Source organism: Desulfomonile tiedjei (assembly GCA_016212925.1).
Lineage (GTDB): Bacteria > Desulfobacterota > Desulfomonilia > Desulfomonilales > Desulfomonilaceae > JACRDF01.
On sequence record JACRDF010000010.1, the window covers coordinates 365,645 to 387,122 of the forward strand.

General features: G+C 55.3%; 18 protein-coding genes. 14 read left to right on the forward strand and 4 right to left on the reverse strand.

Annotated features, from left to right (window positions below):
• Positions 1-361: 361 nt before the first annotated feature.
• The 3 genes from HY913_05765 (at position 362) to HY913_05775 (ending at position 4,198) form a co-directional block, all read left to right on the forward strand.
• On the forward strand, positions 362-1,600 hold the full coding sequence (locus HY913_05765; protein ID MBI4962767.1) for an efflux RND transporter periplasmic adaptor subunit: 1,239 nt from the start codon (positions 362-364) through the stop codon (positions 1,598-1,600).
• Between the two features lie 197 nt (positions 1,601-1,797).
• On the forward strand, positions 1,798-2,472 hold the full coding sequence (locus HY913_05770) for a class I SAM-dependent methyltransferase (protein MBI4962768.1): 675 nt from the start codon (positions 1,798-1,800) through the stop codon (positions 2,470-2,472).
• Positions 2,473-3,055: 583 nt separating this feature from the next.
• Entirely contained in the window at positions 3,056-4,198 is a 1,143-nt protein-coding gene (locus tag HY913_05775) for a hypothetical protein (GenBank protein MBI4962769.1), read from the forward strand.
• Positions 4,199-4,202: 4 nt separating this feature from the next.
• On the opposite strand, the gene HY913_05780 is transcribed toward HY913_05775, so the two are convergent.
• The 4 genes from HY913_05780 to HY913_05795 form a co-directional block, all read right to left on the reverse strand.
• On the reverse strand, positions 4,203-4,859 hold the full coding sequence (locus HY913_05780; protein MBI4962770.1) for an AhpC/TSA family protein: 657 nt from the start codon (positions 4,857-4,859) through the stop codon (positions 4,203-4,205).
• A gap of 110 nt (positions 4,860-4,969) precedes the next feature.
• On the reverse strand, positions 4,970-5,899 hold the full coding sequence (locus HY913_05785) for an EamA family transporter (GenBank protein MBI4962771.1): 930 nt from the start codon (positions 5,897-5,899) through the stop codon (positions 4,970-4,972).
• A 337-nt stretch (positions 5,900-6,236) separates the two neighbouring features.
• Positions 6,237-7,748: an ATP-binding protein gene (locus HY913_05790; protein MBI4962772.1), complete on the reverse strand. Its 1,512-nt coding sequence runs from the start codon at positions 7,746-7,748 to the stop codon at positions 6,237-6,239.
• 87 nt (positions 7,749-7,835) lie between these two features.
• Positions 7,836-9,140: an MFS transporter gene (locus HY913_05795; GenBank protein MBI4962773.1), complete on the reverse strand. Its 1,305-nt coding sequence runs from the start codon at positions 9,138-9,140 to the stop codon at positions 7,836-7,838.
• A gap of 525 nt (positions 9,141-9,665) precedes the next feature.
• Here HY913_05795 and HY913_05800 point away from each other — a divergent pair.
• The 11 genes from HY913_05800 (at position 9,666) to cobK (ending at position 21,338) form a co-directional block, all read left to right on the forward strand.
• Entirely contained in the window at positions 9,666-12,239 is a 2,574-nt protein-coding gene (locus HY913_05800) for a cobyric acid synthase (protein ID MBI4962774.1), read from the forward strand.
• On the forward strand, positions 12,239-13,204 hold the full coding sequence (gene cobD, locus HY913_05805) for a cobalamin biosynthesis protein CobD (GenBank protein ID MBI4962775.1): 966 nt from the start codon (positions 12,239-12,241) through the stop codon (positions 13,202-13,204). The genes HY913_05800 and cobD overlap by 1 nt, the downstream gene beginning before the upstream one ends.
• Positions 13,205-13,244: 40 nt before the next feature.
• Complete coding sequence (locus tag HY913_05810) at positions 13,245-14,633, forward strand: cobyrinate a,c-diamide synthase (GenBank protein MBI4962776.1); 1,389 nt, start codon at positions 13,245-13,247, stop codon at positions 14,631-14,633.
• Between the two features lie 574 nt (positions 14,634-15,207).
• Entirely contained in the window at positions 15,208-15,894 is a 687-nt protein-coding gene (locus HY913_05815) for a precorrin-8X methylmutase (GenBank protein ID MBI4962777.1), read from the forward strand.
• A gap of 17 nt (positions 15,895-15,911) precedes the next feature.
• Positions 15,912-16,976 (forward strand): cobalamin biosynthesis protein CbiD, encoded by a 1,065-nt coding sequence (gene cbiD / locus HY913_05820; GenBank protein ID MBI4962778.1) that lies wholly within the window; start codon positions 15,912-15,914, stop codon positions 16,974-16,976.
• A complete protein-coding gene (gene cbiE, locus HY913_05825) occupies positions 16,967-17,605 on the forward strand; it encodes a precorrin-6y C5,15-methyltransferase (decarboxylating) subunit CbiE (GenBank protein ID MBI4962779.1) in 639 nt (212 codons plus the stop codon). The genes cbiD and cbiE overlap by 10 nt, the downstream gene beginning before the upstream one ends.
• The gene (gene cobI / locus HY913_05830; protein MBI4962780.1) at positions 17,602-18,330 is read left to right on the forward strand and encodes a precorrin-2 C(20)-methyltransferase; all 729 of its coding nucleotides are present in this window, start codon (positions 17,602-17,604) and stop codon (positions 18,328-18,330) included. Before cbiE ends, cobI begins: the two co-directional genes overlap by 4 nt.
• Positions 18,327-19,085, forward strand: coding sequence for a precorrin-4 C(11)-methyltransferase (cobM, locus tag HY913_05835; protein ID MBI4962781.1), 759 nt, complete (start codon positions 18,327-18,329; stop codon positions 19,083-19,085). Before cobI ends, cobM begins: the two co-directional genes overlap by 4 nt.
• Positions 19,082-19,858 (forward strand): cobalamin biosynthesis protein, encoded by a 777-nt coding sequence (locus HY913_05840; protein ID MBI4962782.1) that lies wholly within the window; start codon positions 19,082-19,084, stop codon positions 19,856-19,858. The genes cobM and HY913_05840 overlap by 4 nt, the downstream gene beginning before the upstream one ends.
• A complete protein-coding gene (gene cobJ / locus HY913_05845; GenBank protein MBI4962783.1) occupies positions 19,852-20,568 on the forward strand; it encodes a precorrin-3B C(17)-methyltransferase in 717 nt (238 codons plus the stop codon). The genes HY913_05840 and cobJ overlap by 7 nt, the downstream gene beginning before the upstream one ends.
• Entirely contained in the window at positions 20,565-21,338 is a 774-nt protein-coding gene (gene cobK, locus HY913_05850; GenBank protein ID MBI4962784.1) for a precorrin-6A reductase, read from the forward strand. Before cobJ ends, cobK begins: the two co-directional genes overlap by 4 nt.
• The last annotated feature ends 140 nt before the right edge of the window (positions 21,339-21,478 follow it).

A 21,478-nucleotide genomic window follows, 5' to 3' on the forward strand; every position in this document is an offset into this window, starting at 1 on the left:
ATTCGAGGCGCAAGGCCTCAAGGTCGGGTGAGATTTATAGCAGATCCTGAGAAAAATACCAGCAAAATTTAATGATTATAGTAAAAGATTTATTTTATGATTTATGATATTATAATAAACATTGTATAATACTAGATACTGGCGTGGAACAAACGGAGAAGCGGTCGCGGAAATGCCGGGATATTCTGGTGCCTATTCATTTACATGACGACGCATCCGGGAGCGAACAAAGCGGATTTCCCACCGCGGAGATCGTGGTAGCAGATGAGAAAGGGCATCCCGCGTTATCAGAGGGCCGTGCCACTACCCCCCTGCTTTGTCTGCGGTAAAATGGTATTCTGAAACGTCGGAGGGAATTCCATTGGATTGGAAAACCATGATTACCGGACGGATTGTCGCAATCCTTGCGTGCTGTTTGTTGATCTTCACTGCCTGTTCGAGAAAGCAGGAATCAAAACCGCCCCCTCCTGCCATGAGCGTGGGCGTCGTGACCCTGGATCGTGGAAACATTGAACAGACCCTGGACGTGTCCGGAACGCTGACTTATGTTGCAAACACCACGGTGTCGGCCGAGGTCTCGGCTCAGGTGAAGTCAATAGAAGTTTACGACGGCGAGCCTGTAGCATTAGGCCAATTGTTGCTGATATTTGATGAGACCAAAATACAGGCTACCAGAGATCAGGCCTTGGGAAACCTTCAAAAGGACGAGGCCACGCTGGCTTTCAGCAAGACCGAATGGGAAAAGAACCTGGAGCTTTTTAAGAGCGGGGCCATTAGTCAGACCCAATATGACCAGAAATTTTCGGTCTATAGGACCTCGGTGGGTCAGGTGGAGGCCGACAGGGCCGCGCTGGCCAAAGCCAACGAGGACTTGAAAAAAACCAAGGTGCTTGCGCCTATTCCCGGCCTCCTTTCGGACAGGTACGTTGAAAAAGGCGACTGGGTCTCTGAAGGCCGAAAGTTGTTTCAAGTCAGTGATTACAGCAAGATCCGCCTGGAGGCCTTCATTTCCGACCTGGACGTGGGCAAGTTGAACGTCAAGAAAGCGGTTACCGACGGCGTGGACGCGGAAGTCACCGTGGATTCTTACCCGGGAACGGTGTTCAAAGGCAAGCTTACCTATATCCAACCGGTGGCCAACCAGAGCAGGCTCTTCCAGATTCGCATCTATCTGGAGAACCCGGAGATGCAGCTCCTGCAAGGGATGTTTGCGCGCGGGCGGATTGTGGTCAAGGTCACGCCGGACATGGTCAGGGTGCCCATCAGCGGTCTTCTGGAGCAGGTCCGTGAAAACGACTCCAACACTGTTTTCGTAGTGGATCAAGAAGAGAAGGCTAAACTGGTCCGAATAAAAATAGGGAAGAGCGATGCCAGAAACGCGGCTGTGTTGGAAGGCGCCAACGTGGGAGACAAAGTAGTGGTGAGAGGCAAGGAGATTCTCAGTTCCGGTCAGCCTCTGCAGGTTACGGAACTCCCGCGGACTCGAGACGGCTTTCAACAGGCGGGCAATTCCACTTCGCAACAGGCCGGCGAGAAGGGGCCTGACACCTCAGGAAATGCTTCTAAATCTAATTCCTCTCCACATGAGGGACAGAAATAAGTGTAGCCGAGTCCACTCTTACCCCTTTGCCGGCAGTTGTCATTGCGAGGGCGTCAAGCCCGAAGCAATCTCTCAGTACCGAGATTGCTTCGTCGTTTCACTCCTCGCAATGACAGATCACGTCACCTGCGTTACGAAAATAGTAGCTAACCGGTATTACCTCGTTGCTGGCCAACAATTATTAGAGGGACAGTGAAATGTCCAAAAAGATGATCAAAGTTTCCGAAGAATTGTACGACTATATTTTGTCGGTGTCGCTGCGCGAGCCCGACGTATTGCGCCGACTGCGGGAAGAGACGGCCCCGTATCCTCATTCGGTCATGCAAATCTCTCCGGATCAGGGCCAATTTATGGCTCTTCTGGTACGATTGATGGCCGCGACGAAGACGATAGACCTGGGGGTTTACACCGGATACAGCTCGCTGTGCGTAGCGCTGGCCATCCCACCGCACGGCACGGTCATAGCCTGTGACATTAATGAGGAATGGACGTCCATGGCCGGAAGGTATTGGGCTGAAGCCGGTGTGTCCCACAAGGTTGACCTCCGGATGGCCCCCGCGTTGGAAACGCTGGACCAACTCTTAGCTGAAGGCCTGGCCGGAACTTTCGACTTCATCTTTATCGACGCGGACAAAGAAAACTACGACAGCTACTATGAGCGATCCTTGGAACTATTGCGACCGGGTGGACTGATCGCTGTGGATAACGTGCTCTGGAGCGGAAGAGTACTGGACCCGCAATGGATTGACCGGGACACTGTCGCGATAAGGGCCTTCAATTCGAAGCTGCTCGCTGACGATCGCATCCTGTTAAGCATGATCCCCGTCGCAGACGGTCTGACACTCGCGTGGAAACGGCCTGAAGACGCTTGATGAGCAAGAGAACCAGCCATGACGGAAACGGGGCATGAAGGAGAAGGATAGAGTCGTTTCCTTTTTTCCAGACTTCGAAAATCCGTATAGTGATTGAATCGGGCAGGAATCTAGGCCTGCGCTATTCCTCTCATTTCCGTTTTGTGCGGGCATGGACCTGGATTCAAGCCTCTCTTCGCATCGACAGCCCCTATCACTCCAAATCTCTTCTTTAACAACTGTCAAAAATGGTGTCCGATTACCTGCGAAGATGTCCTTTGTGGTAACATGCTGAAATCATGCGATGTACTCGTAGTGGGTGCCACTGCTGGCTTGTCCAGCCGTGCATTCTCCAAGAACACTGCTGGACAAGCCAGCAGTGGCACCCCAGCGATAATCCGTACTCTTTCAGGGCCAGATGAAAAACGACAAAGATTTCTACAACCGTTGTATGATCCCTTTTCACGAAAAACGCTCTCCATATTCTTGACAAAATTAATTGGCAAGCCGTTTCCGATATTGTATTATTTTTGTAGGAAAGCTCGAACTTCACAAATTTTCTTGAATCAACCATGTCCCTCCCTTGTATTGAAAGGAGCGGGCCATGAGCCGGCACGATTCGCGCGCTATTTATTCGCGCAAACTCAAGCTTGCCCTGGTCGTAGCTTGTATTCTGTCTGTTTCGCTCCTTGCCGGCGAAACGAGCCAAGCAACCTACGTGGTCTTCACTATAGATGTCTGTTGGACCTGCGGGACCGATTTTCAGGGCGCGTGTGGCGGAGTTGAATACGGCGTTCCACTGATAGCGAAGAAACTGGAGCAGTACGGTTTCAAAGGGACTTTCTTCGTAAGTCCTTACTGTCCTGCCGGTTCTGAAGGGAAGATGTTTTCAAACCTGGCGCTTCTGGTTTCTCAGGGGCATGATTTGCAACTCCACCCACACACAGAGACCTTCGATCTGTCCAGGCCTTCTCTGAACATGTACACCAAGGAAGAGAAGAGGAGGATTCTTTCAATTGGAATGGACAACATAGTCAGAGCCGGCGCGCCGCGGCCAATCGCACACAGGGCAGGGGGCTTTGCCCTGGACAACGAGACGCTCGAACTCCTCCCGGAACTCGGCATCCACGTCGACTCGTCGATATTCCCGTTGTGGTCCGCGTGCAAGGTGCGCCTGCCGGATAGCCATATCAACCGGTTTGTGAAGGTTGGTGACGTGTATGAGTTGCCGGTCACTCTCATCAAGATGGTCCCCTTGGTAGGCTATGCCGGAATGACTCCTCTGAGTCTGGACAGCACCACTTGGGAGCAACAGCGAGAGGCCCTGAACCAAGCTGCGGACCATTGTCTGCCTTTGGTGACTATTTTCTTCCATTATCACACGCTGTTCACCTGCACGTGGTCCGGGGTTCCTTACGAGCCTTTAGAAGCAACGGGGCCAAACAAATCGAATGTGGAGGCATTCGAAAATATGTTGAAAATGCTAACTTCGGATGAGCGTTTCAAAGTAGTGACCGTGAAAGAACTTTGGAATATTTTCGTCAATAATCCCCAGGCCCTGGAGGGCCCTGCTTTCATTCCATACACCGGCCTCTATTTGACTTACATGAAATCTTGGCGCCACTTCTCCGGCCACCACAGCATCAAGAACAAAATCGTAGCCCTGGCGCCGATTCTAATAATTTTGGTTTTGGCAGTTATCTCTGTGTACTTGTACAGGTCCGGACGATCTTCACGCGCTCGATGACCGGTCACGATTCCCGCGCCATCTCCGAGAAAGCGGAAATTATCTCTTCAGGGTCCCAACGCTTGGTGTAATCCGTGTCCAAAAAGGCCATTCGAATCTTTCCATCTCTATCGATCACATAAGTGGCGGTCAATGGAAGCTCAAACGCGTCGTCCGCGTTTGTAGCTTTCAGATCGATCTTGAAACTCTCATAGACGGTTCGCAGGTCCTCGGGGAGTTGGAATACAAGTCCGAATCGTCTGGCTACACGGTTCCCTTGATCGCTGAGCACATCAAAAGTCACCCCGCTTTTCTGGACCGTTGAATTGGCGCTCTCGGGGGTTTCGGGCGAAATGGCCAGGACAGTCCCACCATGCTCTTTAATCCTCGGCAACGCGAGCTGCAATGACCGCAGCTCCAGAATGCAGTACGGTCACCATCCTCCTCGGTAGAAACTAAGAACCACAGGGCCCGCGGCCAACAAGCCGGCCAAGGAAATCGGTTTGTTCTCGGCATTAGGCAAAACGAATTCCGGCGCGGCGTCTCCAGCCCTCAGGCACTTGTCCAGAATCCCGGATTGCTCAAGTTCCCCGGCAGCTCGGTCCATTACAGCCAATTTCTCGCCGGGAATCCGATTTCGCGATCCTTCTCGATACTTCGCCAGTTCTTCTGTCAGGGACATGATCGATGCTCCTCCTACATTTGTCGCTGTCAACGCACAAGCGGTTGTTTGTCCGGTTCCCGGGCTCCGCCTGGGAACGAGGATTATCACGCCTTTGGGGGCCACAACCTCTAGGGTCTGGTCGCGCTCTCTCTGATCAGTGCAGGGGTCCGTTCGTCCAGCTCTCGCTGGAGCTGGAGCAAGACAATGGCCCCGATTACCATGGCCGCGCCTGCCAACTGGAGCGGCTCCAACTTCTCGCCGAGTGCGAAGTAGGCCATGAAACCCGCGCAGATCGGCTCCAGCGTAGCTGTGATCATGGCCCTTGTTGACCTGATGAAGTTTATCCCCACGAAGTAAAGCCCGAACGGCACAATAGTGCCCATCACCACAATGTAGAGCAGTCCTGCCCACTGGGTCCAGTCATACGTGGCGTGTAAATATTTGAATGGCGGGTGGATCAAATGCCACGTCACAGCGGCAAAGACCAGGGAATAAAAGACCACCGTCCAGGGAGAATACTTGTGCATGGCCCATTCTCCGAACAGGGCGTATGCCGCGTAGCATACGGCCCCGGCCAGGCCGCCCAGTATTCCCAGGCGGTTCATCTGGAGCAGCTGAAGATTGTAACCGCCGACCACCAGGTAACATCCTCCAATTGCGGCTATCAACGCGACTATTTTGTACCACTTGGGCTTTTCGCCCCAAAAAAGGATGGCAAAAACCGCCACCAATACTGGCGCCAAGTATTGGAGGAGTATCGCAGCCATAACCTGGATCTTGCTGATGGCATAGAAATACGTGATTTGCACCAGGGCCATGATCAGCCCGCCAAGCACAATGAAGTAGCCGATGTCACGGAATCGAATCCTGAACAAGGGGCGAGCGAACAGTGTAAAAGCCCCGGCCAGGATCAGAGATGCAAATGTCACCCGGAGCTGGACGAGGTCAAAAGGCGTGATGCCGCCTTGAAAGAGCGCTTTGCCCGCGGTCCCCGAAGACGCCCACAAAACCGCTGCAATCATCACACACAGGTAACCTTTTGTTGAACTTGAAATCATGGAAACCACTTTGGCCTACCCCGGCCGGTGCATCAAAGAAAAAGGCGGGCACGGCCCGCCCCGCCACGGTTGTTACTTATCACTTACATTGAACGCGAATTGTCATAAGTTGCTTCGAAAGCAACCCTCAGACACGTCAGGCTTACCATAGTCGAGAGAGCCCGTCAAATAGGCATTTCATACGCCTCGATGCCCTGTCCCTTCAGGTAAGTCGCGGCCCTCCATCCAAAATCGACGTTCCTTGCTTGGCGACTTCCGCTGCCAGCGGAAGTCGCCAAGCAAGCGAGATATGGAAGTTTTTGGAGAGGGGTGCGGGGAGGTCCCGCGTTCCGCGGGATTACAAAAAGGTCCTCCCCGCAGGATCTCGACGCCTGATATACGAAATCAGCTCCTGTGCCGCCTTGGATGCCGCTTTGATCCGGTCGTAATCAATTGGAACGTTGTTCAAATATTGCAATATCAGGGCATCCCCGCGACGAACCGCGGCGGGCAAAATCCCCGCAAAGAAGAACCCCTGTTTTTCGAATTCAGCGGTCAGGTGAAACGTTGCCGGATCGGAAAGATCGAGGTACAAATTGATTACTTCTGTTCCTTTAAGGCACAGTTCTCTTACTGTAGACCTCAATTCTTCGACCACACGGCTGCCGTATTGGTCAATTTCTATGCGAGCGAAGTTCAGCGTTCCAATAGTTGTGGTTCTGATTATCGAGTGCGAATCGTCTGCTCGGAAGTCCACGCTCGTTGGCCTGCTAAATTCCGGCACCGGGCCGAGGTTCTCGTACAGCTTGCCGATGATTTCCATGTGATGTTCAGGAACGTACAGGGCAGCATTCGGAGGCTCTCGGAGGTATTTGAAATGTACGATTAAGCTGCCGCGTTGGCTTAATTGGTCGGCCAACTCCCTGAATTTCACGGTCGTGGGGATGAAACCAAGAATCAGGGCGCAATCCTTGAATCCGAAGCGATGGCCGACCTGTTGGGAATACGTGTGATTGGTTACGGCCTGGCCGAACACACCCATTAAGCCGCGGATTTTAGCTTGTTCAACGAGGTAGCCCGTTAGCTTGGCAAAGCAGCCCTGGGAACGATATTCAGGCTTTACCACTCCTTGTCCCATTTCAGCTATACGCGAGTTGCTGTCCCATGAAATGAGAGCACAATGCCCTGCGATTTCGCCGTCAATTACCGCGACAGCGGAGAGGACCCGGCCGCTCTCGTTCAAGGCCGCGAGCTGGTCAGGGTAATAAAGCAGCTCATACCCGTACGAGTACCCGTAAGCTCGATAAATGCACTTGGAGACCTCGACCGCCTCGGAAGGCTTCATCGCCCGGACAGTGCATTCGAGATCTTGTGGCACCCGCGGCTTATCCGCGTTGGGCCTGGCGTAAGGCTCCAGTTCACAAGCCTGGTAATAATCCGTTATGCTTCTGTTCCGCAGATATTTTATCAGGACGGTTTCTTTTCCATCACGGCCCAGGTTGTGGAAGCGAACCTCGTCCATATAGTCCTCTATGCACAGCAGTTCGGAAGGACCTTCGTCAGCGTCGACAGAGCATTCTCCGGTTTGAGTGCGCTGCGGGTCAAGCGGGAGCCCTTTATCGTCTATCGCCACCTTCAGACCCGCGGGAATTCGCTCGCACGATACATCTATGGTGGCGCTTTCATCGGGGTCGAACGAGTATCGAACCACTTGCGAAACCGCCTGAGAAACACCCAGCTCTATTTTCCGGCAGTCCTCGCCGTCAAACCCGATAAGCCTGGCCACCCCGGCCGCGTAATTGCCCGCGACGCCTGCGTACTCGACATCCGCGGGTATGGTGAGCTTGGAAAACTGGCACTTTGTTTCCATCATCGCCTCTTTAACTAGTTCGTCATCCCATGATGGAAAATCAACAGCAAGGGCAACTCGCTGTGGGTGCGCAAGCACGAGGCCCGATCATTTTGTCTGGTATCGGGAATAGGTCTCTTTCATCAAACACGCGCAAACAAAGGCCACCACCGCGGGAACCAGCAGGACCAGAAACATGGTGGAATAAGCATCAGGCGGGTACGACCCCGGTGCGGACTCGCCGTACGCATCCAGCGTCCGTCCGACAACCAACTGGAAGACCGCGCCGCCCAGGAAAGGAAAACCATTCACCATTCCCACGGATGTTCCGATGATCTGGACCGGGAAAAGTTCCTTGGTCACAGTCACGCTTACCACCGCGGGCGCCACCGAAAACAGTGAAAAGAGGAAAAACAAGGGGTAAAGCAAGGGAATCGGCAAGGCTTGGTAAAAGAATTTTAAAAAGACCAGCTCAGCCACCAGTGCAGCAGAAGTCATTACCAGCACCTTCTTCCTGCTGCGAAGGACACTTTCCGAAAGAAAGCTCATGCCCAGGCAGCCGAATAGAGTGCCGAAGGCGAGCATGTCCAGAATGCCGCCGGTCTGTGCCCTATTCAGGCCATAGGTATTCATCAGGTACGGACCGGCCCATAATCCGCCGAACGAGAAAAAGATCCCTATGGTGCAAAACGCCCAAAGCGCCACAAGCCAGAAATACTTTTCTCCAAAAACTCGCCGAGCGCCTTGCCACAAAGGTATCTCAATAGCCGGGTTCATTGAAGCGTCCTGAATCCCGGCGCCGCCTGTCGTTGAAGTCGTGGCCAGTTCCGAGGGCCTGTCTCGCACAATCAGGAACACCAGGACTGCAAGAAGAAGGGTCGCAATTCCTATGATCTCGAACGAAGCCCTCCATCCCCATAATGAAGTGAGGAAAGCGAGAGGTGAGGCAGCAACCAGCGCACCCAGTCCGCCGGAGGTCACAAATATGGCGTTCATCCTGGAAAACTCGCGTGGGCTGAACCACTCCGAGATGATCTTCATCGTGGGCGTAAACACCATGCCCGCTCCAACACCGACCATCACCCGGCCGACCAATGCCTCGTCCAGGCGCGGGGCAAGGCCAAAAAGTATGCTGCCGATCCCTCCGATTAACAGAAACAGGCTTGCCGATTTGCGAGGGCCAAGGGAGTCTGAAAGCAAGCCTGCGGGCAACTGAATGATTGCGTAGCTGTAAAAATAGGTGGATGCCAGAAGCCCCAGGAGGCTCCCGGAAATGGAGAAGGCTTCCTGGAGGTCCACCGCCACCACCGCGGGGCATATCCTGTGAAAGACGGAACCGACGTAGGCCAGGGACATGATCCCAAAGATGAGCCATCTAATAGGGGGTGCCTTTTGATCGAACGAAATAGTCATTGTATAGTCTCCGGCGCTCCTTTCACGGCTCCGCCGGGCTTATTCTTTTCCTTTTCGGAATGTGTTCGCGCACGGTCCTTAGTTGTTAATACATGACCACGGTTTTGTCCAACCGGCGAATGCGTTTCACACTCCGACTGACATGTAACCATTAACTTCTCCAGGGATTTGTCGATTCTCTGTCATTGCGAGGAGTGAAATCCCGCGTTCCGCGGGAAAGCAATCTCATTTTCGGTAGGACCGGCATCCTGCCGGTCATTCTTATAGACAGGCTGGAAGCCTGTCCCACCACTGGAGATTGCTTCCCCCGCTTTTCAGCGGGGTCGCAATGACACGTTTCGGGCGAGTTGTCTCTCTTACAAGACTGCACAGCGACATTTGGCATTCTCCTCACATGGAAAATTGAGCGGCACTTGTGCTAGACTCCTTCGGATCTGAACGTTGTCGCGATCTCAAAGGCCGGACTTCCGGCAATGAGGTCGTGTCAGAGGTTGAGCATACTCAAGCAGAGTGCATTAAACAGTCATGGCAAATTTCAAACACGGCGGGCGCACAAAAGAATTAGCCGAACGAGCGGGTCTTCCCGAATCGCGATTGCTCGATTTTTCGGCCAATATCAACCCGCTTGGGCCGCCGGAATGGCTGCGTGCCGTGGTCAGCTCGTCGCTGGAGTCTGTGGTCAACTATCCCGATCCTTACTGCCGGGATCTGAAAAGAGCCGTGGCATCCAGATACAATGCTGAATTGGCGGAAGTGCTTGTCGGCAACGGTTCCACCGAGCTGATCTATCTTATCCCTGCGGCACTGCAGAAAAGCCGCGTTATTGTGCCGGTCCCGTCTTACTCGGATTACGTTTCCGCGTCGGAGCTTGCCGGACTCGAAGCGATCCGAGTTCCGCTCCGAGAAGACCTCAATTTCAGAGTAGATTTTGAACAGATTGAGTCCCATCTCACCGGCGATGAGATTGTCTTCCTCGGCCATCCCAACAACCCGACCGGAGCCCCTCTGGATGTAGGCCTTCTAAGGGCGTTGGCGGCACGCCACCCATCGACGGTCTTTGTAATAGACGAGGCTTTTGTGGACCTGGCACATGAAGTCCCTTCTTTTTCGGCCGATCGGGCCGCGGACATCATCGTGCTGATTTCACTGACCAAGACCTTTGCCATACCGGGCCTGCGTCTGGGGTGCGCTCTGGCTGAACCGAAACTGGTGCGCAAGGTCGAAGCAATCCAACAGCCCTGGTCGGTAAATCGGATTTCGCAGGCTGTCGGTTGCGCCGCGATGGCGGATTCCGATTACGTTGCGACTAGCCGCACCTTCGTGCATGAACAACGCCAAAGCCTGGCAGCTCAGATCAAGTCCATCCCGGGACTGAAGGTCTATCCGGGGCACGCGAATTTTCTGCTCGTACGAATCGACCGCGGTGACATTGAAGCTCATGGCCTGGCTGCCAAATTACTTGAGCGTGGTATTGCCATCCGCGTATGCGACAATTTTGAAGGGCTGGACAAGCGCTATTTCCGTGTTGCAGTGAGGACCGCAGAAGAGAATTCTCGGCTGGTGGAATCCCTCGGAGAGGCCTTGGGCTTAACAAGCCGGACTCGAAGACGGCCCACGCGGCCGGCGATAATGTTCCAGGGGACAAGCTCCAACGCGGGGAAGAGCGTCTTGACCGCGGCCCTTTGCCGGATACTTTTGCAGGACGGCTATCGCGTGGCTCCGTTCAAGTCCCAAAACATGTCGCTGAACTCTTTTGTGACACGAGCCGGCGGTGAAATGGGGCGGGCGCAGGTGGTTCAGGCCCAGGCATGCCGCCTGGAGCCGGACGTGCGCATGAATCCCATTCTGCTCAAGCCCAACAGCGACACGGGCAGCCAGGTAATAATCAATGGCAAACCTGTCGGCAATATGGACGTGCTGGAATACGTGGAATACAAGCCTCAGGCCTTTGCCTCCGCGTGTGAAGCGTTTGATTCGCTGGCCGCGGACTTTGACGTTGTGGTCCTGGAGGGCGCGGGCAGCCCTGCGGAGGTAAACCTCAAGCATCACGACATAGCGAACATGAAGATGGCCAAGTATGCAAATTCACCGGTCATCCTCGTGGGAGACATCGACCGGGGAGGGGTGTTCGGCTCATTTGTGGGCACCATGGAGGTTTTGGCTGAGTGGGAGCGTCGGCTGGTTGCAGGGTTCTTGGTGAACCGTTTTCGAGGCAGGGCTGATATCCTCTCGGATGCTTTGGACTATACGGAGCGGCATACCGGCCGGCCTGTAATAGGGGTAGTCCCGTTCCTTCAGAACCTCGGCCTGCCCGAAGAGGATTCCGTGACCTTTAAGAGCGGCTTCTTCGACGATCATCGCCCGCAGGGGGACCATGTGGAAATTGCGGTGATTGACCTGCCCCATATTTCCAACTTCACGGATTTCGACGCTTTCCGAACGGAACCGGACGTGCGGCTGCGTGTGGTGAGATCGTCTGAAGACCTTGATCGTCCTGACGCGATAATCTTGCCGGGAAGCAAAAACGTGCCCGGCGACCTCGCTCACCTCCGCGAAAATGGGCTCGCAGACAAGATTTCAAGTCTTGGCCGGAGCGGTCGGACCGAAATAGTAGGCGTTTGCGGCGGCTTCCAGATGATCGGACAAAGCATCGCGGATCCCCATAAAATAGAGTCGGATGGACAAACCATTGAGGGCCTGGGCCTTCTGAAGCTATCAACAGTAATGGCCATCGAGAAGACGCTTACGAGGGTTCGCGCGGTTCATTTGGAATCAGGCCAGCAAGTCACAGGATACGAAATCCACCACGGCCAAACCCGGTCCGACGAAACCCGGCCGATGATACGACGCGACGACGGCCAGATCGAGGGGGTCGGATCCCCGGACGGAGGCCGCTGTTGGGGAACGTATTTGCACGGAATATTCGATGCGGACGGGTTCCGGCGATGGTTCATCGACAGGCTTAGGGTCCGAAAGGGGTTACCCGCGCTGGGCAAGATCGCCGGCCGATACAATTTGGAGCCGGCCATCGACAGGTTGGCCGACGCGGTTCGCTGCAACATCAAAATGGACTTCATTTACAAGCAACTGGGGCTTTGATGGCGCTGGAATACCAGATCCTGCTCGCCTTGGCCCTTGATATTGTCCTGGGCGACCCGCGTTGGTTGCCGCATCCTGTTAAATTTATCGGGCGATTCGCCATTTTGCTGGAACAGCCCCTCCGCAGGATAGCAAAGAACCCCCGGCTTGCAGGCATCGCAACAGCGGCCTCGGTAATTCTTGTGACCGCGGGATTGACCTACGGCATAGTGCGCCTGGCCGCGATTGTGCACCCTGCATTCGGTGAGGCTGTATCCGTATGGATCATTTACACGGGTCTGGCCGCACGGGACATGATCGACCACAGCGTCGAGGTCTGGAAAGCCCTCGCTGCGGGGGATCTCGACGAAGCAAGAATCAAGGTCGGGATGATTTGCGGCCGTGATACCGAGGCTCTTGACTCCAGCGGCGTCATCCGTGCCACAGTGGAAAGTGTTTCGGAGAACATGGTGGACGGTGTGACGGCCCCGTTGTTTTTCGCGGTCATCGGAGGCCCGGTTGGAATTATGGCCTACAAGGCCGTGAGCACGCTTGATTCCACCTTCGGGTATAAGAACGAGAGGTATCGGGAATTCGGATGGGCATCGGCAAAGCTGGACGATGTGGCCGCGTTTGTTCCCAGCAGGCTTACGGCCATTCTGGTCCCGATCGCGGCTTTGATTCTCAGGCAACGGGCTTTGAATTCGCTGAGGGTATTCCTTCGCGACCGAAACAAACACCCGAGCCCAAACGCGGGCCAATCGGAAGCAGCGATGGCCGGCGCACTGGGCCTGCGTCTGGGAGGTCTCAGTCATTATCAGGGGAAACCATCCAACAAGCCTGAATTGGGTGACCCGCTGGTAGGTCCCGAGCCGTACCATATCAGGACTGCCAATTCCATGATGCTGGTGACCTCTGGCATCACGCTGCTGGCCTTTTTGGTCTTGCGCCTCCTTCTGGTTCAGGCATGGAGTGGAACCGTTTGAGGTTTTCCGCTGACACTTGTGGAGGAAAAGGAGTTTAACCCTGTCCTGCCCCAGAATAGTCATAGCAGGCGCGAACAGTGGTGTAGGCAAGACCACCGTATCGCTCGGCCTTGTCGTGGCCCTGAAGAAGCGCGGGCTAAAGGTTCAGACCTTTAAAGTGGGGCCGGACTATCTCGACCCGACATACCTGTCGCTGGCTTCGGAGCGGCCCTGCTACAACCTCGACGGCTGGATGACCGGCAACGACTACGTGCAAGACCTCTTTGCCAGGGCTTCCGCGGATGCCGACATTGCTGTAATTGAAGGAGTCATGGGGCTTTTCGACGGCGCTGATTTTGACAGCCTCGAAGGAAGCACAGCCCAAATCGCCATGTGGCTGGACTCCCCGGTGCTGCTGCTTGTAAACGTGCATGGTGTAGCCCGAAGTCTTGCCCCTATTGTCAAAGGTTTTGCCGAATTTGAACCGAGCTTGAATATTGCTGGTGTGATCTCGAACCACTGCGGTTCCGCGCGGCACGGAGAATGGTTGGCAGAGGCGCTGAAGTTCTCTCGGCTCCCCCAACAAGTGGGCGCGGTTCCCAGGGGCGCTTTCTCGGAGCTTCCGAATCGACATCTTGGTCTTGTCACTGCTGATACCGGGATTCTGACACCCACTATCCTGGACTCTCTGGGAGAAGCAGTCGAACGTCACTTGAACGTTGCAGCAATCCTGAAAAAAGCTCAGGCCTTCGCGCCGTTCCAGCACACAAATGTGACGGCTGCTCCGCAGCCATCAGGGAGGCCCGTCAGAATAGGCTTAGCCTGTGACCAGGCCTTTCACTTCTATTACCTGGACAACTTGGAAGAATTTGAGCGGAACGGATGCGACCTGATACGTTTTTCGCCCTTGGAGGATAGCGAATTGCCGCGGGGAATCGATGGGATATATATCGGCGGCGGATATCCTGAGGAGTTCGCTGAACGGCTCGCTCAAAACACGAAGATGCTGCGAGCTTTCAAGGACTTTGGTGAAGCGGGCAAGCCGATTTACGCAGAGTGCGGCGGGCTGATGTACTTGGCCCAAGGAATTGAAACGCTGGACGGGAAGCGCCACAATCTTGTCGGACTATTTCCCGCATGGACCAGAATGCTGGACCGGCTCAGATCGTTAGGATATGTTGAAGTGAAGTTCACGCATGACTCCCTTTTCGGAAAGCGGGGAGACAAGCTCAGGGGCCACGAATTCCACTACTCGGAGCTTGTGGGCGAGGAATGGCAAGAATCCGGTTGGACCGCCGCGTATAATGTGCAACACCGGCGGGCCACCAAGGCTGTGCCGGAGGGATTTCAGAAGGGCAGAATTCTGGTCAGCTATATTCACATGCATTTTGCATCAAAGCCTGAATCCATAAGGCATTTCTTGGGCATTTGCCGGGAAGGTGTTCGGTGATGCTGGGGACGTGAATTAGACAGATGCGGTGCCAAGTGTTGTAGGGGCGGTTCGTGAACCGCCCCCACCTGGGCATCCCTGCGCTCCGGCGTTTTGAGATGGCCTTCGTGCAGTGCGCTTATGCATGGGTGCCACTGCTGGCTTGTCCAGCAGTGTTTCCTGGTCATGCACTGCTGGACAAGCCAGCAGTGGCACCCGAACGGAACGCTCCTTTCGGCAGCTCTTAGAATTACCAAGAGCACAGGATCACCTCCCGCCGAGCGATTGTTTATGGTACAACGGCGTCAGGAGGAAAGGCCGAGGAAATTTTTCAGATCGAGGTTGAAAGACGTTCCTCTGATGGAGGCTCCCAATGTTGGGGAGAATTTTTGTCATAACAGCAATTGTCACCATCATTGTAGCATATTGCTACAAAATATATGTGTGGTGGAATGTGTTCATCCCACCGATATGGGAAACGATTTGATTTCTTAATATCTCAGGCATGGCCAGCAATGCCGATAATTGATCGGGAAGCCACCAGCGTAAGCGGTGCTTGGTATGACATGTGTCATCGCTCTCAGAGAAGGAAGGTATGAAAACGGACAACCCCTCTAAACCGCTTATTCATGGCCTCTATAAGCGCCCCATGAGTGGAGAGCAAATAGAACAGCGCTCCTTCGAGATAATCGACCAAGAGGCGCCGGCGCATGACTTCTCTCCGGCCCAGTGGGAGATCGTGAGGCGCATGATCCACACCACCGCTGATTTTTCCCTTGCCCGAGAGGTGCGGTTTTCCCCGGATGCGGTTGATTCCGGCGTGGCTGGATTGCGAGCAGGCGCTCCTGTATATGTGGATTCCAACATGATCAAATCGGGGCTGTCTCTGGCCCGGCTGAGGCAAGTTCGCTCTGAATACGGCCCAGCCGATATTCAGTGTCATGTGGCTGATGACGATGTGGCCAAGGCGGCACGTGAGAACGGACTTCCCCGCTCCCTTTTCGCAGTGCGAAAGGCCCGGGCTGTTTTGCATGGGAGCATTGCAGTCTTCGGCAACGCTCCTGTGGCTTTGATGGAGCTGAATCGCCTCATCATGGAGGATGGCATCAAACCGTCTCTGGTCGTGGCAATGCCGGTGGGCTTTGTCCACGTGGTGGAGAGCAAGGAAGAGCTGATGTCCCTGGATGTCCCGTTCATAGCGATCGCGGGCAGACGGGGAGGGAGTCCGCTGGCTGTGAGCACCTTGCATGCGCTTTGCTCAGTGGCGTTACGCCAGGGCTGACCGAAGATTTGGATGGAATGAAACGCTCCAAGCTCCGTACAGGATTCACCACCGGAACTTGCGCCGCGGCTGCGGCCAAGGCAGCTACAATAGTTTCGGAAGGGGTGTCAGCCCCGGCACAGGTGGAGATCGGCCTTCCTGACGGTTCCAGGGTGACCCTGCCGGTCGAGGCAAGCGGCCGTGGTTCCCATTCGGCCTGGGCCGCGGTTCGTAAGGACGCGGGGGACGATCCCGACGTAACTGACGGTGTGCTGGTTAAGGCCGCAGTGTCATGGCTGGATCAGGAAGGCTTTGTCATCGCAGCAGGAGAAGGAGTAGGTACGGTCACCAAGCCCGGCCTCGCTCTGCCTCCTGGTGAACCGGCCATAAATCCTGTTCCGCGGCGGATGATCATGGACGCGGTCCGTGAGGTCACAGATCGAGGTGTACGGGTAGCAATTTCCATACCGGGCGGCAAGGAACTGGCCGACAAGACCTTCAACCCGCGGCTGGGCGTTCAGGGTGGGCTCTCCATACTGGGGACTTCCGGAGTCGTGCGGCCCTTCAGCAGTTCAGCCCTTCGGGATGCGCTGAAGTGCTCACTGAGTGTGGCGCAGGCGTGCAAAGTCACCGCGCCCGTTTTTGTGCCGGGACGCATCGGAGCGCGGGCCGCGGGAAAGCACTTTCGCCTGTCACCGGAGCAACTGGTCGAGGTGAGCAATGAATGGGGATTCATGTTGGACCAAGCAGTCCCTTACGACTTTGAGCGCTTGCTGGTACTGGGCCATCCGGGGAAACTAGCCAAGCTTGCAGATGGGAACTGGGATACTCATTCATCGCGATCTCGGAGCGCCGTGGGATTTGTTGTAAGCCTCGGTGAGAAGCTCTTCGGCCAACCCATGGGCGAAAGGCCCCCGACGGTTGAGGGCATCTTCTCAGCCCTTTCGGAGGGCGAGCGAAAATTCTTAGCGAGCGAACTGGCCCGCTTGATAGGTGAGGCCGTGTCCGAACGAACCAGAGAGCGATTCATCATTGCGGTAGTGCTGGTCAATCTTCGCGGGGAAATACTTGGGCAGCACGGAGACCTCGAAACGTGGCAATGAAGATCACCATAGTTGGATGCGGTCCCGGCTCCCCGGATTATCTCACCCGAGCGGCCATTCGAGCGGTCCAACAGGCTGAATTGTTGGTTGGTGCACAGAGGCTGTTGGACTTGTTTCCCGATGCTGAGGCTGAACAGCTACCTATCGGGGGCGATGTAGGCCAAGCCCTGGATTTGATTGCGGCACACGCGGAACATAGACCTGTGGCGGTCCTGGTCAGTGGGGACCCCGGACTTTTCAGCCTTGCGAAACGCGTGATACAACGCTTTGGACGTGAATCGTGCGAGGTTATTCCCGGTGTCAGCTCGGTCCAAGCCGCGTTCGCAAGATTGGGACTCGACTGGGCTGATGCGAGGATCATTAGTGCACACAAGGAGAATCCCGATGAGGCCCTGTTGGCGTCCCTGAGGAACGAGGATAAGCTCGCAGTGCTCGCCGGACGACAGGAAGCCGTGGAATGGATTGCAAATCTCGCGGTTCAGCTCGGGAAGGACCGCAGGATATTCGTTTGCCAGGACCTTACGCTGGATAACGAACAGGTGCTTGAAGTATGCGCGGACGAGCTTTCCGGGCTTAGAGTGAACTCTCGAACAGTTGTTCTAATCATTAATGGCACGATGGTCAAATGAAGCAAGGAATCCTCTACGGCATAGGCATCGGCCCCGGCGATCCCGAGCTAATTACGGTAAAAGGCGCCAGGCTGCTAGCTCGATGCCAGCATGTTTTCGTGCCCAAGGCGCCTCCCCGTGATGAAAGCCTCGCCCTGTCCATCGCAAAGCAGCACATTCCCGGCGCATGTAATGTGACAATGATCGAATTCCCGATGACCAAAGATCGAGAGAAACTTCGAACAAAATGGGAAGCTTCCACTCAGGCGATAGCCTCGGTATTGAGGACCGGCGAGGACGCGTGCTATCTGACCCTTGGCGACACGCTGATGTATTCCACGTACATTTACATGCTCAAAGGCCTTCGAACGCATCTCCCTGATGCAAAAGTTGTGACCGTTCCGGGTGTTACCGCGTTTAGCGCTGCTGCTGCTCTTGTTGAATTCCCCATTGGGGTAGGGCAGGAGCCTGTGACGGTGGTTCCGATTTCTGACGATCTTGAGGCCCTGGAGCGGGCATTATTACTGGGCGGAACAGTTATCCTGATGAAAATTGGAAAGAGGTTCGGCCAGGTCCTGAAACTCCTGGAAACCTCCGGACACATTGACAACGCAATACTGGTAAGCCGAGCCGGACTGGCCGGGGAGCGGATCGAAACGGACCTCAGGAACCTCGCGGCCAAGGCTCCCGATGAGGCTAACTTGAGCGTGATACTGGTCCATGCTTTCAAAGGGGAGGGCGGATGAAGGTTTATTTCGTGGGAGCAGGGCCAGGCGACCCGGAACTCCTCACGGTCAAGGCAGCCGGTCTCTTAAGGAATTGCCGCATATGCATTTACGCTGGTTCGCTGATAAGCCCTGGTGTCATTGCATTACTTCCCCAACGGACGGAGAAGTATGACTCCGCGAAATTGAGCCTTCAAGAGATAGTGGACCTTTGCAAGGATGCCCAAGCGAGAGATATTGATGTGGTGCGTCTGCATTCGGGCGATCCGTCAATCTACGGGGCCATCAGAGAGCAAATGAACGAGTTGGATAGCCTGGGGATAGAGTACGAGGTGGTTCCGGGGGTAAGCTCGTTTCAGGCCGCGGCAGCCGTGTTAAAGTCGGAGCTGACCGCGCCGGAGGTCGCGCAGACGATCATCTTGACCAGAGCGCCGGGTCGGACTCCGGTACCCGAAGAGCAGGACCTGGACCGGCTGGCTCGGACCGGATCTACTCTGTGCATTTTTCTGTCAGCCGACAAGATAGAAGAAATAGCCGATCGTCTGGCCGAACATTACGGCCGGGAGTGCCCCGCAGCCCTGGTCTATAGGGCCACATGGCCGGATCAAAAAGTAATTGTGGGGACTCTCGGGGATATTGGCGCAAAAACGCAGGCCGCGGGTATAAAGAAAACCGCTCTGATCCTGGTCGGTCAAGCGCTGGGCAGGGAAATCCCTGCGTCAAAGTTGTACGACGCGACGTTTTCTCATGAATTCCGCAGAGGGACTCCCGAGTGAGAATTGCAGTCATAACGCTCTCCACGGAAGGAGCTGCCGTGGCCACACGGCTGGTCGAGGGATTGCCGGACGCGGATGTTTTCCTGCACGAAAGCGTTGGCCCTGAATGGCAGGGGCGCAGGTTCAAAAGCATCGTCAGTCTTACAAAAGATATTTTCAACCGGTATCAAGGACTGGTTTACGTTGCTCCGTGCGGTGTGGTCGTGAGAGCACTCGCTCCGAATATAAAGCACAAGACCCGGGACCCCGGCGTTGTGGCGGTGGATGTTTGCGCCCGGTACGCTATCAGCGTATTGAGCGGTCATGAAGGCGGTGCGAACGATCTTGCAATGGCGGTGGGGAACATCATCGGAGCTGAACCGATTGTAACGACCACCACAGAGGCAAAGAAGAACCTTATTGTTGGAATCGGCTGCCGTCGCGGAACACCGGCCGCGCGGATAATCGAGGCCATCAAAGCGGGACTGGATGAGGCCAACGCGTCCCTGGACCAGGTCCGGGTACTGGCTTCAGCGGACTTAAAGGCTGATGAAGAGGGATTGATCGACGCGGCCCGCGAGCTTGGACTGCCTTTACGATTGATCCCCTCGGACGAGATTCGCAACTCCACGAAACGATTTCAACGCTCAGACTTTGTTCAGGAAAAGGTCAACCTGCCTGCGGTGGCCGAACCTTCGGCTCTTCTGGCAGGGAGGAGGACAAAATTAGTTCTTCGGAAAAAGAAGTTCAGCGGCGTCACAGTGGCCGTGGCTCGGGAAAACTGTTTGTGGTAGGCATCGGACCAGGTGGCCGGTTAGATCGCACCAGGCGTGCCGAAGAGGTGATAGCGTCTTGCCGCGTGGTGGTGGGCTACAAAAGATACCTGGAATTGATCGAAGACCTCCTTGCAGGTAAAGAAGTCATCTCGTCAGGCATGACCAAGGAATTGGAGCGATGCAACGCGGCCCTGGAGCGAGCCCGGCAAGGGGAGAACGTGGCCCTGATATCGTCAGGCGACGCAGGGATCTATGGTATGGCAGGACTGGCCCTGGAGCTGGCCACGACTAACGGAATGGATGTCCCTATCGAGATCGTCCCCGGGGTCACTTCCGCTACAGCCGCGGCGGCCAAGTTAGGGGCCCCGCTCATGCTCGACTTTGCCGCGATCAGTCTCAGCGATCTCCTCGTGCCGTGGGAAACCATCCGGAAGCGTCTGGAAGCCGTGGCCGCTGCCGACATGGTCGTAGTCCTGTACAATCCAAGGAGCCGCAAGCGCAAGGCTCAGCTCACAGAAGCCGCGGAAATACTTCGCAACCATCGTCCGGGCACAACGCCGGTTGGGGTCGCTACAGCCGTTGGTACGGAAGACGAGAGCATTGTGATCTCAGATCTGGACCACTTCCTCGAAACCGAGATCAACATGAGGAGCCTGGTGATAGTAGGGAACAGTTCCTCCAGGTTGATGGACAGATGGTTTGTTACCCCACGAGGGTACAAGGTATGATCCTTCTTCTCGGGGGCACGGCTGAAACCGCCCCGCTGGCCGCAGCTTTGGCCGACGCAGGATTTGAGGTGCTGGTATCTACGGTTACGGATTTGCCCCTTGAGTTGGGCCACCACGGGAAAGTCACTCGGAGAATCGGCCCGCTGGATGAACAGGCAATGCTGCTGTTGGCACGAGATCGCGGGGTAAGGGCCATAGTGGACGCGACCCATCCGTACGCTGAAGCAGCCCATGCAAATGCGAGGAAAGTAGCTGCGACCCTCGATTTGCCTTGCCTCAGGTGGCGTAGGCCGGAAGTCATCGAGCCTGCGGCTGACCTGCATTTTGCAGCCAACCACGAGGAAGCAGCCACCCTGGCTTGCTCTCTAGGTGGTTCGATCCTGCTTACCACAGGCTCTACCCATTTGCGGCCGTACGTCAAAGCATGCTCCAGAACCGGATCGGCGCTGTTCGTCAGAGTGCTCGATCATCCCGAGTCCGTAAAAGCCGCTCTCACCGCTGGCATTCCCGAAGCAAACATTGTGAGAGGCCGGGGGCCATTTTCAGTAGAGGAAAACCTTGCTGTCATTACGAATTTCAAGATCGGGGTCCTCGTCACAAAAGACAGCGGTGAGGCCGGAGGCGTTCCGGCCAAGCTCGAAGCCGCGCGTATCGCGGGATGCCGTGTGGTGGTCATTCGCAGGCCTGATGAATCTTGTGAGCACTGTTATGAGGAACTCTCCGAAATGGTTAGAGCGGTACGATCGGCTGTTGACGATACCGAACCCTAGCAGAGCTAGGGATTCCGTAATATCTATCTTCGTAACTCTTTAGTTAGGTGGGCATCTACGGGTCTGGCACTGCGAGGAGTAAAAATCCCGCGAAACCCTGGAAAGCAATGCTGACATAGTACCGTCCCGCGCGAAACGCG

What these genes read in the sequence shown, in the direction of transcription:
- HY913_05770 (MBI4962768.1), top strand. Translation starts at nt 1,798, where the DNA reads ATGTCCAAAAAGATGATCAAAGTTTCCGAAGAATTGTACGACTATATT.
- HY913_05775 (MBI4962769.1), top strand. Translation starts at nt 3,056, where the DNA reads ATGAGCCGGCACGATTCGCGCGCTATTTATTCGCGCAAACTCAAGCTT.
- HY913_05785 (MBI4962771.1), bottom strand. Translation starts at nt 5,899, where the DNA reads ATGATTTCAAGTTCAACAAAAGGTTACCTGTGTGTGATGATTGCAGCG.
- HY913_05790 (MBI4962772.1), bottom strand. Translation starts at nt 7,748, where the DNA reads ATGGAAACAAAGTGCCAGTTTTCCAAGCTCACCATACCCGCGGATGTC.
- HY913_05795 (MBI4962773.1), bottom strand. Translation starts at nt 9,140, where the DNA reads ATGACTATTTCGTTCGATCAAAAGGCACCCCCTATTAGATGGCTCATC.
- HY913_05800 (MBI4962774.1), top strand. Translation starts at nt 9,666, where the DNA reads ATGGCAAATTTCAAACACGGCGGGCGCACAAAAGAATTAGCCGAACGA.
- cobD (MBI4962775.1), top strand. Translation starts at nt 12,239, where the DNA reads ATGGCGCTGGAATACCAGATCCTGCTCGCCTTGGCCCTTGATATTGTC.
- HY913_05815 (MBI4962777.1), top strand. Translation starts at nt 15,208, where the DNA reads ATGAAAACGGACAACCCCTCTAAACCGCTTATTCATGGCCTCTATAAG.
- cbiD (MBI4962778.1), top strand. Translation starts at nt 15,912, where the DNA reads ATGAAACGCTCCAAGCTCCGTACAGGATTCACCACCGGAACTTGCGCC.
- cobI (MBI4962780.1), top strand. Translation starts at nt 17,602, where the DNA reads ATGAAGCAAGGAATCCTCTACGGCATAGGCATCGGCCCCGGCGATCCC.
- cobM (MBI4962781.1), top strand. Translation starts at nt 18,327, where the DNA reads ATGAAGGTTTATTTCGTGGGAGCAGGGCCAGGCGACCCGGAACTCCTC.
- cobK (MBI4962784.1), top strand. Translation starts at nt 20,565, where the DNA reads ATGATCCTTCTTCTCGGGGGCACGGCTGAAACCGCCCCGCTGGCCGCA.